The 15,358-nt window shown below is 73.9% G+C and carries 15 protein-coding genes, 2 tRNA genes and 1 other RNA gene; 9 read left to right on the top strand and 9 right to left on the bottom strand.

Annotation, left to right across the window (positions count from 1 at the left end):
• Positions 1 to 179: 179 nt before the first annotated feature.
• On the bottom strand, positions 180 to 956 hold the full coding sequence (locus O7633_RS17200; RefSeq protein ID WP_178066706.1) for a M23 family metallopeptidase: 777 nt from the start codon (positions 954 to 956) through the stop codon (positions 180 to 182).
• 92 nt (positions 957 to 1,048) lie between these two features.
• On the opposite strand from O7633_RS17200, the gene O7633_RS17195 reads away from it, so the two are divergent.
• From O7633_RS17195 to O7633_RS17180, 4 genes are all read left to right on the top strand, one after another.
• Complete coding sequence (locus O7633_RS17195; RefSeq protein ID WP_282323132.1) at positions 1,049 to 1,444, top strand: hypothetical protein; 396 nt, start codon at positions 1,049 to 1,051, stop codon at positions 1,442 to 1,444.
• Between the two features lie 112 nt (positions 1,445 to 1,556).
• The gene (locus O7633_RS17190) at positions 1,557 to 1,724 is read left to right on the top strand and encodes a hypothetical protein (protein ID WP_176734415.1); all 168 of its coding nucleotides are present in this window, start codon (positions 1,557 to 1,559) and stop codon (positions 1,722 to 1,724) included.
• Positions 1,725 to 1,861: 137 nt separating this feature from the next.
• Positions 1,862 to 2,392 carry a tRNA adenosine deaminase-associated protein gene (locus tag O7633_RS17185; protein WP_074472187.1) on the top strand — a complete coding sequence of 177 codons (531 nt, stop codon included), beginning with the start codon at positions 1,862 to 1,864 and terminating at the stop codon, positions 2,390 to 2,392.
• Positions 2,393 to 2,435: 43 nt separating this feature from the next.
• Complete coding sequence (locus O7633_RS17180) at positions 2,436 to 2,954, top strand: nucleoside deaminase (protein ID WP_282328588.1); 519 nt, start codon at positions 2,436 to 2,438, stop codon at positions 2,952 to 2,954.
• A gap of 176 nt (positions 2,955 to 3,130) precedes the next feature.
• Here O7633_RS17180 and deoD read toward each other — a convergent pair whose 3' ends face one another.
• Positions 3,131 to 3,838, bottom strand: a complete 708-nt coding sequence (deoD, locus tag O7633_RS17175; protein ID WP_282323131.1) for a purine-nucleoside phosphorylase — start codon at positions 3,836 to 3,838, stop codon at positions 3,131 to 3,133.
• A gap of 75 nt (positions 3,839 to 3,913) precedes the next feature.
• Here deoD and O7633_RS17170 point away from each other — a divergent pair.
• Positions 3,914 to 4,000: transfer RNA gene (locus O7633_RS17170), tRNA-Ser, on the top strand.
• A gap of 89 nt (positions 4,001 to 4,089) precedes the next feature.
• On the opposite strand, the gene O7633_RS17165 is transcribed toward O7633_RS17170, so the two are convergent.
• From O7633_RS17165 to O7633_RS17135, 7 genes are all read right to left on the bottom strand, one after another.
• Positions 4,090 to 4,287 carry a hypothetical protein gene (locus O7633_RS17165; protein WP_074472195.1) on the bottom strand — a complete coding sequence of 66 codons (198 nt, stop codon included), beginning with the start codon at positions 4,285 to 4,287 and terminating at the stop codon, positions 4,090 to 4,092.
• Between the two features lie 367 nt (positions 4,288 to 4,654).
• The gene (locus O7633_RS17160; protein ID WP_282323130.1) at positions 4,655 to 5,695 is read right to left on the bottom strand and encodes a hypothetical protein; all 1,041 of its coding nucleotides are present in this window, start codon (positions 5,693 to 5,695) and stop codon (positions 4,655 to 4,657) included.
• 112 nt (positions 5,696 to 5,807) lie between these two features.
• On the bottom strand, positions 5,808 to 7,886 hold the full coding sequence (locus tag O7633_RS17155) for an NACHT domain-containing protein (RefSeq protein ID WP_282323129.1): 2,079 nt from the start codon (positions 7,884 to 7,886) through the stop codon (positions 5,808 to 5,810).
• 112 nt (positions 7,887 to 7,998) lie between these two features.
• Positions 7,999 to 8,601: a hypothetical protein gene (locus tag O7633_RS17150; protein WP_178066700.1), complete on the bottom strand. Its 603-nt coding sequence runs from the start codon at positions 8,599 to 8,601 to the stop codon at positions 7,999 to 8,001.
• The gene (locus O7633_RS17145; RefSeq protein WP_282323128.1) at positions 8,598 to 9,212 is read right to left on the bottom strand and encodes a hypothetical protein; all 615 of its coding nucleotides are present in this window, start codon (positions 9,210 to 9,212) and stop codon (positions 8,598 to 8,600) included. Before O7633_RS17145 ends, O7633_RS17150 begins: the two co-directional genes overlap by 4 nt.
• A gap of 182 nt (positions 9,213 to 9,394) precedes the next feature.
• Entirely contained in the window at positions 9,395 to 11,059 is a 1,665-nt protein-coding gene (locus O7633_RS17140) for an FG-GAP-like repeat-containing protein (RefSeq protein ID WP_282323127.1), read from the bottom strand.
• Between the two features lie 225 nt (positions 11,060 to 11,284).
• A tRNA-Ser gene (locus O7633_RS17135) sits at positions 11,285 to 11,369 on the bottom strand.
• Between the two features lie 82 nt (positions 11,370 to 11,451).
• On the opposite strand from O7633_RS17135, the gene ffs reads away from it, so the two are divergent.
• From ffs to recR, 4 genes are all read left to right on the top strand, one after another.
• Positions 11,452 to 11,541, top strand: an RNA gene (ffs, locus tag O7633_RS17130) — signal recognition particle sRNA small type.
• A gap of 131 nt (positions 11,542 to 11,672) precedes the next feature.
• Positions 11,673 to 14,210 (top strand): DNA polymerase III subunit gamma and tau, encoded by a 2,538-nt coding sequence (locus O7633_RS17125; protein WP_282323126.1) that lies wholly within the window; start codon positions 11,673 to 11,675, stop codon positions 14,208 to 14,210.
• 110 nt (positions 14,211 to 14,320) lie between these two features.
• On the top strand, positions 14,321 to 14,629 hold the full coding sequence (locus tag O7633_RS17120) for a YbaB/EbfC family nucleoid-associated protein (protein ID WP_282328587.1): 309 nt from the start codon (positions 14,321 to 14,323) through the stop codon (positions 14,627 to 14,629).
• A 14-nt stretch (positions 14,630 to 14,643) separates the two neighbouring features.
• The gene (gene recR / locus O7633_RS17115; protein WP_043964885.1) at positions 14,644 to 15,237 is read left to right on the top strand and encodes a recombination mediator RecR; all 594 of its coding nucleotides are present in this window, start codon (positions 14,644 to 14,646) and stop codon (positions 15,235 to 15,237) included.
• Positions 15,238 to 15,358 lie beyond the last annotated feature (121 nt).

Here is a 15,358-nt window from a genome sequence, read left to right as displayed (position 1 = left end):
CGGGTGCGCCGGACCGGCCGGCGTCGGCGCTGGGTCGGTATTGGGAGGGTTCGTTACCTGTGAGAGCGCTCTCTCTTGCCGGGACGTTAACCGGTGTGTGAGACGTCCGTCAATGTGTGCGACCGGTTGAGCCGGGATGTCGCGATTGGACCGCCCTGGTCCCGCTCCCAGCGCGCCGCTCAGTCGGTGCCGGCCGGCGCCTTCGGGCAGCCGTGCTTGCGACGCCACGCGGCGACCTCGGCGGCCGGCTCCCGGTTGCCGCCGCGCCGCCACGAGTCGAGATAGCGGGCCGGCCAGACCACCCCGCGCCGGATCCACCAGTCGCCCCGGCCCGCACACTGCGGGGAGAGCCCGAAGTGCAGGTGGCAGACGTTGTTCGCGTTGCCCGTGCGGCCCACCCGGCCGAGCTGCTCGCCCGCCCGCACCCGCGTGCCGGCGTCGATCCCGTCGGCGATCGCGCTCAGGTGCGAGCCGTAGTAGCGCACCCCGTCGTCGCCCAGCAGCGACACCGACAGGCCGCCGTTGTAGGGCCCCAGCGGCCCCCGCTTGTCGAACCGGTCCACCCGGCTCACTTCCAGGATCGTCCCGTCGGTCACCGCCACCACCGGCTCGCCGCAGTCGGCGAAGATGTCCGTCCCCGGATAGGCGGAGTGGGTCGGGTGGTAGGCGACGTTGCCCGCGCGCACCGGGAAGACGTGCCGCAGGCCGGTGCGGGTCGGGCTGGGCGACCCCGACGGCCGCGCCGTCGCCGACGGGGTGACCGCCGCCCCCGACGGGTCGGCCGGCGTCCCGGCCGGCTGCCCGCCGGTGACCATCCCGGTCGGCGCCACCCAGCCGGCCCCGGGCGTCCGGTTCGGCGGCGGCGCGCCGCAACCGGCGGCCAGCACCGGCGCGAGCAGCAGCAGCACCGGGTACGCCGCGCGCGGGCGACGCCGACGCGGGAAGCGCGAGGACATCCGCCCATCCTGACAGAACCGATACGGTGGGGAGGGTGCGGTCCGGGGTGTCCACCCCGTGCCCTGCGGCAACCGGCGGACGGAGTGCGGTGATGACCTGGCAGCCGGCCCACCCGGACTGGGCCGACCCGGAGCAGGCGGCCCACCCCGGCTCGCGTACCCCGTCGGGGCTCTTCCCCTCCGGGCCGCCGTCGCGGCCGACCTGGCGCGAGCCGCACCCGGTGACCGGGGCGGCCGTCGCCTCCGGCGCCGCCGTCACCGCCGCGTGGCTCGTGCTGTTCGCCCTCCTCGGCCGCGACGTCCCCGGCTACGCCTGGTGGACGGTCGTGGCCGGCGGGCTGGCCTGGGCGGCGGCCCTGGCGCTGGCCCGCCACGGCGACCGGGGCGTCGCCACCGGCGTCGCGATCGTCACCGCCGGCGGCTGGAGCGTCGCCGCCGCCGTGGTGGCCGTGACCTGGGCGACGGCGGGCGACTGGCCGCTGTGGTGACGGGTCCCCCGCGGCGGAGCCGGACGGGGCGCGCTGCCACCGTCGGTCGCCGACCGGCTGCGCACCGAATCCCGTCTTGACGTACCCGCTCCGACGGCGCACTCTCGGCGGTATGGCCTGGACCACCCCGCGGCTCGACCCCGAGCGGAGCCGCCGCCGCCTCCAGATCCTCGCCGAGCTGGCGGGGGCCAGAGCGGGACGCGAACGGGAACGGCCCCAACGCGCGCGCACCGAACGGCTGCGGCAGCTCATCGCCACCCGACGCCGGGTCGCGGGCTGACGGGTCCGGCCGCCCGCCGCACTTTCCACAGGAATGACCGGCCCTTCGGGGCGTTGACCGGTCGCCTGCCGACCCGACCGGTTAACGTGCACGCGTAACGAGTCGGCGTGCTGTGCCGAGGCAAACTTGGGGGAACCATGTCGTACTTCGCTGCCGCCGTGGTGCGCGACGGAGGCGGCTGGACCGCCGCAGAGGTGAACCTGCGCGGAGCCACCGACGTCGACGAGGTCGCCGACCGGCTGCGGGACGTCGAGCCCGACGCCGACCTGTCGCTGCTCTTCGTCGAAGCCGACGACGCCTACCTGGTCGTCCTGCGCCTCGACGAGGGCGAGGACCTGCGGGTGTTCGGCTCCGACTCGGCGTACGCCGAGGAGTCCCGGCTCGGTGCGCTGCTGGTCGGCGACCTCAAGGGGTCGGTCACCGGCTTCGACGACACCGAGGAGCCGCGCGCCAGCGCCGGCAGCGGCGACGACGACAGCGAGCAACCGGCCGTCGACCCCGAGGCGGACCCGGTCGGCGACGCGGACCTCCTCGCCGACCTCGGCATCTCCGCGCAGCGGCTGCTGCGCCTCTGCGCCCACGAGGGCATGCTGCCGGCCGACGTGACCGCCGAGGTGTGCCAGGTCCTCGGCTGCGCCGACGAGGTCGAGGAGCTGCGTGGCGTCTGAGCCGCCCGCCCCCCGTGGCCGCCGGCAGCGGCACGAGCTGTGGATGCGGCGCGCCCTCCAGGTCGCGGTCACCGGCCCCGACCCGGCCCGCGCCGCCGCGCCGGCCGCCGGCGTGGCTCCCGTCGGTGCGTCGGTCGACGCTGCTCGCCCTGGTGACGCGACTCGCCCTGGTGAGGCGGCCGACGACGTGCCGGTCGGTGCCGTCGTCTACGGCCCGGACGGCACCGAGCTGGCCGCCGGGCGCAACGAGCGGGAGCTGACCGGCGACCCGACCGCGCACGCGGAGGTGTTGGCGCTGCGCCGGGCCGCCGCACGCCTGGGCCGGTGGCGGCTGGACGACTGCACCCTCGTGGTGACGCTGGAACCCTGCACGATGTGCGCCGGGGCCATCGTGCTCGCCCGCGTCGCGACGGTCGTCTTCGGGGCCTGGGAGCCCAAGACCGGGGCCGCCGGCTCGCTCTGGGACGTGCTGCGCGACCGGCGGCTCAACCACCGCCCCGAGGTCTACGGCGGGGTGCTGGAGGCGGAGAACTCCGCCGTCCTGCGCGCCTTCTTCCGCTGACCGTCTGCTGGCACCCGACCCGGGCGAGATCGTGCTCGATCCGGGCGAGTTTCCGCCCGATGCGGGCGAGATCGTGCTCGATCCGGGATGCAGTGGCCTCGGCGACGCTCCGATGCCACTCGATCCCTGATCGAGCACGATCTTCCGGCGGCACGCCGGGGCCGGGGCGGGACCGCTCAGGCGACCGCCGTGTCCAGGCCGATCTCGACCATCTGGGAGAACGTCTGCTCGCGCTCCTCCGACGTGGTCTTCTCACCGGTCTTGATGTGGTCGCTGACGGTGAGGAGGGTCAGCGCACGGGCGCGGAACCGGGCGGCGATCGTGTAGAGCGCCGCCGATTCCATCTCCACCGCCAGGACGCCGTAGTCGGCGAGACTGTCGAAGAGGTCCGGCCGGTCGGTGTAGAAGGCGTCCGCCGCCAGGACCGGGCCCACCCGCATGGTGATGCCGCGCCGCTCGGCCACCTCGACCGACGTACGCAGCAGCCCGAAGTCGGCGACCGGGGCGTAGTCGACCAGCCCGGCGAAGCGCACCCGGTTCATGTTGGAGTCGGTGGACGAGCCGTTGGCCGCCACCACGTCCCGCAGCTTCAGCTCCTCGGTGAGCGCCCCGCAGGAGCCGACCCGGATCAGGGTCCGCACGCCGTACTCGTTGATCAGCTCGTGGGCGTAGATCGAGGCGGACGGCATGCCCATGCCCGAGCCCTGGACGGAGACCTCCACCCCGTTCCAGCGGCCGGTGAAGCCCAGCATGCCCCGGACCGTCGAGTAGCACCTGGCGTCCTCGAGGTAGGTCTCCGCGATCCACTTGGCCCGCAGCGGGTCGCCCGGCATCAGGACCCGCTCGGCGATCTCTCCCGGCTTCGCGCCGATGTGCGTACTCATGGCAAAGATCCTGCCAGGCCGACCCGGGGGATACCGGTTCGGCACCCGGTCCCGGTGTCCTGTACCCTCGTCGGCGGTGGCGTGTCCGAGTGGCCTAAGGAGCACGCCTCGAAAGCGTGTGAGGGTTTACGCCCTCCGCGGGTTCAAATCCCGCCGCCACCGCTCGTGACATGCGAGAACGCCCGGTCGATCCGCGAGGATCGACCGGGCGTTCTCGCATGTGGGCTCCGTTGTGGTCGTTGCCGCGCGGGCTACCGGCTGCCGGGCCTGTGGTCGGTCAGGCGGTCCAGCACCGCGTAGGTCGCCACGGCGATGAGCATCGGATTGACGGTCGCCGGGACCCGCCACGCCAGCACGCCGAGCAGGCCGGCGACGGCCAGCAGGACCAGGACTCGCAGCGAGACGTCGGGTTCGGGATAGGGCGGGCCGCCGGGTTGCCGTAGCCTCATGGGTGGAGATCCTTTCTGATGGGAGATCCCTGAGACGGCACCCGCTGCAACGGGTGCCGTCGCGCTTTCCGGGCGTGGTCCTTCCGGGCTTCCTGCGCGACGGTCGAGCCTCAGTGGATCGCGTGTAGCGCGTGCATCTGCACGTGCATTTGCATGTGCAGTGATACTAGGGCATCTGGCTACGGTGGCGCTACGGAAAGTGATCAAGTGGGGTGGGTGGCGGATCGTTGCCGGCCCGGCCTGCGGTCGGCGTCGCAACCGTGGACGGCGTCGCCACCATGGACGAGCGCAGCGCCCGACACTCCGCGCGGAGTGTCGGGCGCTGCGCCAGGGTGGTCGTCGGTCCCGTACTGCTGCCGGGCCCTGATCAGCCCTTGATCGAGTTGGGCACCACGGGGACGGTCACCGACGTGCCCGCCTTCGCGGTGACGTCCGGCACCAGGATCGTGGTGATCTCGATCTCGGGGCGCTGGGTGCGCTTGGCGATGCTGTCCGTCTCGCGCTGCACGGGGCAGAACGGCAGCTCCGGCCAGAACTTGGCGAAGACCTCCCACGCGGCGGTCTCCTGCCGACGCAGCTTCTCGACCTCGATGCCGTCGTACTCGCCCTCGCCGATGTCCGGCAGGGCCGCCTCGTCGAACGCCTTCGCCAGCAGGACGACCGTGTCGTCGTACCGGTTGGGGTTGACGGACCGGCCGAGGCCCCAGTCGTCACGCGTCCGGCGCAGCCGCTCCCGGTCCTCGTTGCTGATCTTCTTGTCCTGCTGCTCGCCGACGAGCAGACCGCCCTCGTCCTTCCCCGTCCACCAGCTCGCGTAGTAGGTGCCCTGGTAGCCCTGGCACAGGTAGCGGTTGCCGTTGGGGTGGACTTCCAGCAGGAAGGTGTGCACGGACGGGAACGAACAGTCGAGAAGCAGGATCTGCCCCTCCTGCGGCACCTTCCGGAGAAGCTTCAGCAAATCCTTCCCGGCACCCGAGCCGAACTTCTCCCGCGTCCCCGCTTCGATGCCGTCGACGAAGGTGGGGTGCTTCTTCTTCAGCTCGACCAGAATGTTCTCCGCCGTCTTGCCGCAGTTGGCCCAGTTGACGCTGCCCATTGCCATCTTGAACAGGCCCTCGTTGCGGGACTGCACGACGGTCGTGTTCTTCTCACCCAGGAAACCGCCGGTCTTCACCCGCATCTGGGCCGCCCGCACGGCCTGCGGCCAGGAGGGGAACGACTCCTTGCCCGCGGGGCCGGACCAGGCGATGAGCTGCGCCAGGATGGCCTGCCGTTCGTGCTCCGCCAACTCCTCACCGGTCGTCTGCTCGTATTTGCCGAACGCCTGCTCGATCTGCTCGGCGTAGGGGTCGAGCGCGCCCGTGACGCTCAGGTCCGGAATCGGATTCTTGGCGATGGTCAGCAACATCTGCTCCTCGGCGTGGTCGTCGACGTCGGAACGACGCCGACACCGGAACGATGCCGCAGAGGGAGATGCGCTGCTGTCCGAGATCCGCGGCTCGACTATCCGTAACCCGATCTCACGGGCGGGGGAGCGCCCGGGCGTCGGACGTGGTCAGCCGGTCGGCGAAGAACTCCAGCAACTCCCGGTGGACGAAGATGTAGCCGTCGCCGACGTCCCGCAGGAACAGGCACTGCACGGCGTAGTCGAGGAACGGCCGCAGCGGCCGGGGCACGACGCCGTCGCGGGCGAGCCGCCGCCGGACCAGCCACTGCTCGGCCAGTGGCCCGAGCGCGACGGCCACCAGCAGGTACGACGCGGCGAACGCGCCGACGACCACCCCGTACCGGAGGCCGTCGGCACCGGTGCGGGCCAGGCCGACGGGCAGCCCGCCGAGGGCGCCGGTGACGACGCCCAGCAGCGGCGCGCCGGTCGCGGCGAAGCGGAGCCGCTGCCGCAGGGCGGGGCTCGGGATCTCGCGGCGCGGCGCGCCGCCGGGCGGGCCGACCAGGTAGAGGTCGAACAGCATGGCGCGGGTGAAGGCCAGGGCGAGCAGGGTGGCCAGCAGCATCCCGAACCAGTGCGCGAAGTCGGCGAGCAGGCCCGGCCAGCCGCGCAGCTCGTCGGTGAGGCCGAAGGCCAGCCCGACCAGGAGGGCCGCGGCGACGGCCGCCCACCCGACGCCGACGTTGCCGGCCACGTCGCGTAGTTCGTCGGCGGTGTCGGTCACCCAGTTGACCCGGAGGGGCCGCCGGTCCTCTGGCCGCCGTTCCCGGGAGGCGATCAGTTCGAGGTCGTCGTACTCGTCGCGGACGAGGGCGAGCAGGGTCAGCGTCGCGGCTGCCAGCCCCACCACGAGGCCGGGCCAACCGATCAGGGCGGCCCCGAGCAGGGTGACCACCCCGCCCACGGCGACGCCGGCCAACGCCCGGCTGAGCAGGTCGGCGCTGCGCCCGGCCCAGAACGGCGACCAGGTCGGGGCGACCAGGTCCAGCACGAAGATGCTCTGCTGCCGCTTCCGCAACTGGTGGCCGAGCACCGTCAGATACTGGACGGCCTGATCCGGCCGGTACGCCGGGTGCGGGCGGTGCCGCAGCATCGTCTCGACGTACCGGGCGAAGAGGCGGGTGCGGCGACCGCCGGGGCCGTCGGTCGGGCCGGGACCGTCGGCGTAGGCCAGTCCCATGATGGCGAGCAGCAGGGGTGACCCGGTGAACTCCCACAGGCCCTCGTCGGCGGCGAGGGCGGCCCGCAGGCCGGCGAGGGCGGGCCCGGAGCGGTCCAGGTACCGCTCGATCTGCGGCCGGTTCAGCGGCTGGATCGTCACCGTGCCGTAGACGGGCAGGCTGGTGCGGAGCTCCCGGTACTCCGACTCGCGGCAGCAGACCGCGATCGGGGTGAGCGGCTGCCTGGCGTGGAACACGGCGATCGCCGCCGCGCACTCGTCGCGGCGGGCCGCGACGACCTCGTCGAGGCCGTCGAGCAGGGGCAGCACCGCCCCGACCTCGATCCAGGCGGTCGCCTGCCGGGGCGGGATGCCGTAGCGCTCGGTCAGCTCGGCGGCGAGCCACTGCTCCAGCGGCAGGCGTCGGGTGGCCCACGACGACAGGTTCAGCACCACCGGGATCGGGACGTCCGGGTCCCGCTCTGCCGCGTCGACCAGCTCCCGGGCGAGTTCGAGCAGGGTGGTCGTCTTGCCGGAGCCGGGCGCGCCGAGGATCACCACGGCGCGGTCGAGCCGCTCGAAGAGGCCGGCCACGGACGCGCCCCCGTCGAGCACGCCGGTGAAGCCGCCACGGTGGGTGGCCCGCAGCGTCCACGGGTACCGCCGGTCGTCGGCCGACGCGGTGACGCCGAGCTGGATCCGGGCCTCCTGGTGCAGGGAACGGTCCAGCACGCTGCTGATCCAGTACCGGCGTACCCGGTCGAGCAGGACCCGGCGGGCGTGCGCGGCGGCCACGCCGGTGGCCGGCGTGGGCTCGCGGGACCGCCGGATCTCGACCACCATCAGCGCCACGACCACCACGGCGAGCGCCGGCCAGGCGAGCCACAGGTGCGGCGTCCACCCGTCGGGCAGCGCCCCGGTGGCGACGTTCGTGACGACGCCCAGCAGGGTCACGCAGACCACCGAGAGGACGACCGTGGTTACCCGACGCATGCGTCGTCTCTACCGTCCGGCCCGCGTCCGCACAACCCATGATCGGATACGCGTCGGTCAGGCCGTCAGGAGCAGCCGGAGCGCTCGGCTCAGCGGGGGCCGTGGCCTCGGTTCAGCAGGGGCCGTAGCCCTCGGCGAAGAGGCGGCGGGCCCAGTCGGCGTACCCGGCGATGATCTTCCGGACCGTGCGCCCGTCGTGCAGGAAGAGGTACGCGCGGTCGCCGCTGCGGGCCAGCAGCCCGTCGAACCGGTACGTCCGCCGGGGCGCGTCGAGCGGGCTGACCGACCGGTAGCGGGCGCGGACCTGTTCGACCGGCGTGCCGACGCCGATGCCCTGCGGGGTGCGGACGTCGATCCGCTCCGCCGTGTGGGCCGGGTCGTCGAGCCAGAGCAGCACCAGCCGGTCGTCGACGAAGATCGGGCTGACCGCGCCGTGGCCGACGAGCGTGGGCCCGCAGGTGTCCACGTCGGACGCCAGCATCCCGCGCCGCGCCAGCTCCTGTTCGGTGTCGCCGAACTCGACGTCGGGCAGGCCGTTGAGGTCGACGACCTCGTCGGCGGCCTCGTCGACGGCCGACCGGCCGGCGTCGGGCGGCGGGCCGGGCGGGCGCGCGTCGCCCCCGGCGTCGACCGGCCCCTGTGGACGTACGCCGCTGCCGGCGATCGAGGCAGCCGCGAGCAGTGTCGCAATGAAAACGAATTGTCTGAATTTCATGGAATCCCCCAGTCCCCAACGGCCCCGGGGCGCTCAGGTTGCTGCCGAGCGCCGGATTCCCCGAGTTCCCACTCCTCGGCCAGCTCGTCCCAGTAGTCGGCGGTCAGCCCGCGCCGCCCGTGCGCCAGCCAGCCGGCCGTGTTCCGCTCCAGGTGCAGGCCCAGCTCGGCGAACGGGTCGATCCACCGCCCCGGCTCCGCGCCGATGCGGGTCAGCGCCGCGTTCAGCGGCCACTGCCCGCGCGGGGCGTCCAACACGTCGTCGAAGCACGGCCCCCAGCTCACCGCGCCGGCCAGCCACACCACCGACGCCTGCCGGCCGAGGCCACCCGAGAACTCCGCCTCCAGGTAGGCCACCGGCCCCGACCGGGACCACCCGGCGAACAGCCCCGCCAGGGCCGGCGACAGCACCAGCTCGAACGGCTGCTCCGGGCCCGGCTCCGTGGCGGCGAAGTCCGGCAGCGCCCCGGTCAGCTCCTGCACGAGCTGCGGGGTGACCGGCAGCAGCGCGAAGTCCTGCCGCAGCGCGGCGAGCACCGCGTGGTCCAGGTCGGCGGTCCGCTCGCGGAGCAGCTCGACATCGGCCACCACCGCGCTGAGCTGGTAACTCATCGGGACCTCCGCCCGTCCACAGGCTGTGGATAGAACATGTGTACGACCGGGCGTGGCGTGCCGGCGCTGCCCCGGACCGTACCGAACGCACCCCCTTGCCGACGCCGGGCCGGTGCGGACGTGGAGGAAGGGCCGGCCCCGGGCGGGGGCCGGCCCTTCCTCCAACGCGGGCGGTACCCGGATCAGTAGAACGAGCCGCCGCTCTGCGGCCCGGCGATGCGCATGCCGTAGCGGTGGGGCCAGGCGCGGTCGGTGCGCAGCGACGCGCCGCTCCACGAGGTCGTCTGCGGCACGAGCCCGCCGCTGGACCCGAAGAACGAGGCGATCGACCCCGACGGGTAGCCCGCCGTGTCCGACGCCACCTCCTCGCCGGTCGACGCCACGACGGCGTCCAGCGCGCCGGTGCCGTCGAGGTTCAGCAGAGCGACCGAGGCCCCGAACACATCCCCGCGCTCGGCCGAGCCCGGCACCACCGAGTGGTTCTGGTCGAAGCCCTGCGCCCCGGTGCCGGTCAGACCCGAGGAGGAGCCCTTCAGCAGGACGATCATGCCGGCGCTGTCCGTCGAGCCGATGTCCTCGCCGGGCACGCCGACCAGCACGTCCGCCCTGCCGTCGCCGGTCACGTCGCCGACCGCGAGCGAGCCACCGAAGCGGTCCTCGGCCTCCGGATCACCCGGCACGCCCGCCGTGCGCTGCGTGATGATCTTTACGGCGCTGGCGGACAGGCCGCCGGACCGGCCCGTGAACGCGGCGATGAGCCCGCCCGTGATGTCCGGGGTCTGCGCGCTGGGCGCACCGGCGATCACCTCGCCCAGCCCGTCGCCGTTCACGTCGCCGACCGCCAGGGTCTCGCCCAGGTACCAGGCGATCGTGAACTCGTCGCCCGTCGCCGGGTGCACCGCCGCGCCGGTCACCGACGTCGCGCCCGTGGTCGACACGCCGCTCGCCGAGCCCCACATCAGGGTGACCATGCCGCTGCCGTCCCAGGACGTGCCGTCGTTCTCGTGCGGCGCGCCGATGACCAGGTCCGCGTACCTGTTGTTGTCGACCTTGCCGATCGCGAGCGAGAAGCCGAAGTGGTCGTTGCGCTCGGCCGAGCCCGGCACCGCAGCCTGGTCCTGCTGGAGATACTGGGAGCCGGTGGCCGTGAGCCCACCCGACCCGCCGAACAGGACGTAGACCGAACCGGCGTCCGCCTTGTCCCCGATCGCCTCCCCGTACGCGCCGATCGCCAGGTCGTCGCGGCCGTCGCCGTTGATGTCGCCGGTGGCGAGCGCGCCGCCGAACCGGTCGTAGCTCTCCGGCTCGCCCTGCACGTTCGGCGAGCTCTGGTTGAAGTGCCCGGCCGCGCCGACCACCAGGCCCGAGGCGCTGCCCGGGATGACCCAGACCCCGCCCGCGTGGGTCTTGTTGCGCGGGTCCACCTCGTCCGAGTCGCCGATCACCAGGTCGTCGTAGCCGTCGCCGTTGAAGTCGCCCGCCGCCAGCGCGGTGCCGAAGCAGCCGCAGCCGCCCTCCGACGACAGGACGCCGAAGAAGTAGTCGACCTGCGGCGCCGACGAGTACCGCACGACCACCACACCGGTCGGATACTGGGGCAGACTGGTCTCGAAGGGGTCGCCCGAGGCCGCCAGGTCGTCGCGGCCGTCGCCGTCGAAGTCGGACCGGGTGGCACCCGTCCCCTTCACCGGGGTCACCGCCTTCGCCACCCGGTGATACTGGAGGGCGATGCCCTCCCTGGTGATGGTGCCGAACTCGTCGGCGGCCCGCGCGGGCGCACCGACCGCCAGCCCGGCCAGCACGGCCAGGGCCGACACCCCTGCCGTTGTCTTTCGACGTGTCGTCATCCGACGCAACACAGAACCCCCGCTCGTTGTTGGACGCCCCGACACGCTAGGGGGATAGATCAACGCCCATAACCAGGCGAACGGGCGGGTCGGCCGCCGACCGGGCAGCCCACCCGGCCGAACGGCCGACCCGGGGCGGGGCGCGGGAGACGGCAGGACCGTGGAGACGACTCAGGGTCGGTCCCGTGGGGGAGCCGACCCTGTCGTCCGTGCTGCTCGGGTGAGCGGAGGATACGAGATTCGAACTCGTGAGGGTGTTAACCCAACACGCTTTCCAAGCGTGCGCCCTAGGCCTCTAGGCGAATCCTCCGTGGGACAGGATACAGGTCCCCCGCGCCCCGGCCACCCCACCACCCCCCGAAGATCGACCGGGCGTCGGGTAGGGTGGGTGTCACCTCCCGTGCGGCGGTATCTCGTGAACCTCCCCAGGGCCGGAAGGCAGCAAGGATAAGCGAGCTCTGCCGGGTGCACGGGAGGCCTTTTTGTCTCCGGGCACCGCTACCGTACGCCGCAGGCCAGGTGCCGGCCAGAGTGCCGGCCGGGGCACGGGGTGGTGGGTGGTCACCCGCGCCCGACCGGCGCAGAATGGCTCGGTCGAGAGGAGGCGGGACGCGTGACACTGGCGCTCTACCGCAAGTACCGGCCGCGCACCTTCGCCGAGGTCATCGGCCAGGAGCACGTCACCGAGCCGCTGTCGCAGGCACTGCGCAGCGGCCGGCTCAACCACGCGTACCTCTTCTCCGGGCCGCGCGGCTGCGGCAAGACCTCCAGCGCCCGCATCCTGGCCCGCTCGCTCAACTGTGAGCAGGGGCCGACGCCGGAGCCGTGCGGGCAGTGTGACTCGTGCCGCTCGCTGGCCACCGACGGGTCGGGCTCGATCGACGTCATCGAGATCGACGCGGCCAGCCACGGCGGCGTCGACGATGCCCGCGAGCTGCGCGAGAAGGCGTTCTTCGCGCCGGCCCGCAGCCGGTTCAAGATCTACGTCATCGACGAGGCGCACATGGTCTCGTCGGCCGGCTTCAACGCCCTGCTCAAGCTGGTCGAGGAGCCCCCGGAGTACGTCAAGTTCATCTTCGCCACCACCGAGCCGGAGAAGGTCCTCGGCACGATCAAGTCGCGGACCCACCACTACCCGTTCCGGCTGATCCCGCCGAAGACGCTGCGCCCCTACCTGGAGCAGCTCACCGAGGCCGAAGGCGTGACGGTCGACCCGGCGGTCTTCCCGCTGGTGGTGCGCGCGGGCGGCGGCAGCGCCCGGGACAGCCTCTCCGTGCTCGACCAGCTCATCGCGGGCGCGGGCCCGGAGGGGGTCACCTATCCCCGGGCCGCCGCGCTGCTCGGCGTCACCGACTCGGGGCTGCTCGACGAGATGTGCGACGCCCTCGCGGCCGGCGACGGCGCGGCGGCGTACGCGACCGTGGACCGGGTGGCCGAGGCCGGGCACGACGCGCGCCGCTTCGCCTCGGACCTGCTGGAGCGGCTGCGCGACCTGATCGTCCTCCAGCAGGTGCCCGACGCCGCCGAGAAGGGCCTGATCGACGGCCCGGCCGACCAGATCGAGCGGATGACCGCCCAGGCGCAGCGGCTCGGCCCGGCGACCCTGTCCCGGTGCGCCGACATCGTGCACGACGGCCTGGTGGCCATGCGCGGCACCACCGCGCCCCGGCTGCTGCTGGAGCTGATCTGCGCCCGCATGCTGCTGCCGGGTGCGGACGACTCCACCGGCGGCCTGCTCCAGCGCCTGGAGCGGATGGAGCGCCGGCTCACCCTGGGTGCCGTCGAGCTGCCGCCGGCCGCCGCCGGCTCCGCGCCGGTCGCCACCGCCCCGGCGGTACGCCAAGAGCAGCCCGCCCCGCCTGCGGCGGCTGCCGCGCACCCCGCGCCGGCTGCGGCGTCCGCCGCCCCGGCGACCGCCCCGGCTTCGTCGGCCGCCCCGCCGTCCGTGGCCGCTGCGGCGGCGGCTCCGGTGTCCGCAGGCCCCGCCCCGGCCGCTCCCGCTCCGACCGCGCCCCGGCGGGAGGTCCCGCCGGAGGCGGTGATGCCCGACCCGGCGACCCCCGCCCCGCCCCGCCCCGGCGCGGCTGCGGCGGGCCCGCTGGACGCCGTCGCGGTGCGCCGGGTCTGGCCGGACATCGTCGCGAAGGTCAACCGGATCAAGAAGCCGGCCGCCGCGCTGATGCGCGACGCGGTGGTCCGTGACGTGGACGGCGACACCCTGGTGCTGACCGTCAAGTCTCCGGTGCTCGCGCAGATGATGGGCAACCACACGTCGGTGCTGGCCGAGGCGCTCTACGAGGAGTTCGGCGGGCGCTGGCAGGTGCGCTGCGAGGTGGCCGGCGAGCGGGGCGGCGGGTCGCCGGGCGGCTCCCGGGGGTCCGCCCCCGCCCCGCCCCGCCCCGCGCCGGCCCCGCCCGCGCCCCCCGCATCCGCCACGAACGCCGCCCGCCCGGCGGCCGGTGCCGCGCCCGGCCCCGCCGGAGGCGGCGGTGTCGCCGGCGCTGACGAGGAGTGGCCCGAGCCGGCCCGCCCCGGCGGGGCCGCCGCCGCTCCCGCCGCGGGCGCGCCGGCCGGCGACGACTGGCCGGAGCCGGCCCGCCCGGGCGGCTTCGCCGCCGCGCCGCCGTCCGGCGGGCCCGCCCCGGCCGCCGCCGCGCATGCCGCCCCCCCGACGACGTCGCCCAACGGCGCTGCGGGCAATGGCACCGCCAACGGCGCTGCGGCCAACGGTGCCGCTGCGGCGACGCCGGCCAACGGAGCCGCCGCGCGTGGTGCCGCCCCTGCCGCGCCGGCCAACGGCGCGGCCCCGGGCGGCAGGGCTCCCGCTGCCGGCAGCGGGCTCGCCGCCGCGCGGGCTGCGGCGGCCGGCCGCGGTCCGCGTACCCAGAACGGGGCCCGCAAGACCGCGGAGGCTGACTGGGCGGGCGAGCCGCCCTACGACCCGGACTTCGACGGGCCGGTGCGCGGCGGTGGCCGCCCGGGCCCGGCGGCGTCGGCCGCCCCGACCTACGAGGGCTTCGACCCGGGCGACGAGCCGCTCGACGAGGTGATCGACGAGCGGACGGCCCGGCAGTCCAGCGAGGAGCAGGCGGTGCAGCTGCTCCGGGAGGCGTTCGGCGCGGAGAAGATTGACGAGGTGGACGCCCGCTGACGCGGGCGTCGCCCGTGCCAGGCAGCAGTCTGCGCCCCGGTTAGGCTGGGCGCGGCCGAGCAGACGAGTGCGAGAAGGAGCCATCCGTGCGCCCAGGTGGACAGCCGAACATGCAGCAGATGCTGAAGCAGGCGCAGAAGATGCAGCAGCAGATCGCCAAGGCCCAGGCCGAGCTTGCCGAGGCCGAGCTGATTGGCACCGCCGGGGGCGGCCTGGTCGCCGTGACGGTCTCCGGCTCCGGCGACGTGAAGAGCATCAAGATCGACCCGAAGGCGGTCGACCCGGAGGACGTGGAGACGCTGGAGGACCTGGTGGTCGCCGCGCTGCACAACGCCGCCGAGGCCGCCCGGGCGCTGACGGAGCAGAAGATGGGCCCGGTCGCGGGCGGGATGGGCGGCCTCGGCCTGCCCGGCTTCTGAGCCGGCCGACGCAGATGTACGAAGGTGCCATCCAGGATCTGATCGACGAGCTGGGGCGGCTGCCGGGCGTGGGCCCGAAGAGCGCGCAGCGGATCGCCTTCCACGTCCTGTCGGCGGACCCGGCCGACATCAACCGGCTGGCCGGCGCGCTGCGCAAGGTCAAGGACCTGGTGCGCTTCTGCACCACCTGCTACAACGTCGCCGAGTCCGAGCAGTGCCGGATCTGCCGCGACCCGCGCCGCAGCGACGAGGTGCTGTGCGTGGTCGAGGAGCCCAAGGACGTGGTGGCGATCGAGCGCACGGGTGAGTTCCGGGGGCGCTACCACGTGCTCGGCGGGGCGATCAATCCGCTGGAGGGGATCGGGCCGGACAACCTGCGCATCCGCGAGCTGATGACCCGGCTGGGCGGCGGCGCGGTGCGGGAGCTGATCCTGGCCACCGACCCGAACACCGAGGGCGAGGCGACGGCGACGTACCTGGCGCTGATGGTCAAGCCGATGGGCATCTCGGTGACCCGGCTCGCCAGCGGCCTGCCGGTGGGCGGCGACCTGGAGTACGCCGACGAGATCACCCTCGGCCGCGCGTTCGAGGGGCGTCGGGCGGTCTGACACCAGGTGCCCTCAGGGGCAGGGGCGACGTAACAGTTTGGCATCGCGGTTTCGGATCGTTCGGCGAAACCCGTTGTTCGCCGTAGATTCTTCGGCCGTGTCGTGGCTGGGACACGATCCG

The sequence above is a fragment of the Micromonospora sp. WMMD712 genome, assembly GCF_029581295.1.
In the GTDB taxonomy this organism is placed as follows: domain Bacteria; phylum Actinomycetota; class Actinomycetes; order Mycobacteriales; family Micromonosporaceae; genus Micromonospora; species Micromonospora carbonacea.
This window is presented reverse-complemented; position numbering and strand designations above follow the sequence as displayed.

Excerpts from the sequence above, each read along its gene's own strand:
- O7633_RS17165 (WP_074472195.1), bottom strand. The coding sequence starts at position 4,287 with ATGAGGCTACGGCAACCCGGCGGCCCGCCCTATCCCGAACCCGACGTC.
- O7633_RS17200 (WP_178066706.1), bottom strand. The coding sequence starts at position 956 with ATGTCCTCGCGCTTCCCGCGTCGGCGTCGCCCGCGCGCGGCGTACCCG.
- O7633_RS17145 (WP_282323128.1), bottom strand. The coding sequence starts at position 9,212 with ATGAGTTACCAGCTCAGCGCGGTGGTGGCCGATGTCGAGCTGCTCCGC.
- O7633_RS17140 (WP_282323127.1), bottom strand. The coding sequence starts at position 11,059 with ATGACGACACGTCGAAAGACAACGGCAGGGGTGTCGGCCCTGGCCGTG.
- O7633_RS17195 (WP_282323132.1), top strand. The coding sequence starts at position 1,049 with ATGACCTGGCAGCCGGCCCACCCGGACTGGGCCGACCCGGAGCAGGCG.
- O7633_RS17185 (WP_074472187.1), top strand. The coding sequence starts at position 1,862 with ATGTCGTACTTCGCTGCCGCCGTGGTGCGCGACGGAGGCGGCTGGACC.
- O7633_RS17155 (WP_282323129.1), bottom strand. The coding sequence starts at position 7,886 with ATGCGTCGGGTAACCACGGTCGTCCTCTCGGTGGTCTGCGTGACCCTG.
- deoD (WP_282323131.1), bottom strand. The coding sequence starts at position 3,838 with ATGAGTACGCACATCGGCGCGAAGCCGGGAGAGATCGCCGAGCGGGTC.
- O7633_RS17120 (WP_282328587.1), top strand. The coding sequence starts at position 14,321 with ATGCAGCAGATGCTGAAGCAGGCGCAGAAGATGCAGCAGCAGATCGCC.
- O7633_RS17160 (WP_282323130.1), bottom strand. The coding sequence starts at position 5,695 with ATGTTGCTGACCATCGCCAAGAATCCGATTCCGGACCTGAGCGTCACG.
- recR (WP_043964885.1), top strand. The coding sequence starts at position 14,644 with ATGTACGAAGGTGCCATCCAGGATCTGATCGACGAGCTGGGGCGGCTG.
- O7633_RS17180 (WP_282328588.1), top strand. The coding sequence starts at position 2,436 with ATGCGGCGCGCCCTCCAGGTCGCGGTCACCGGCCCCGACCCGGCCCGC.
- O7633_RS17150 (WP_178066700.1), bottom strand. The coding sequence starts at position 8,601 with ATGAAATTCAGACAATTCGTTTTCATTGCGACACTGCTCGCGGCTGCC.
- O7633_RS17190 (WP_176734415.1), top strand. The coding sequence starts at position 1,557 with ATGGCCTGGACCACCCCGCGGCTCGACCCCGAGCGGAGCCGCCGCCGC.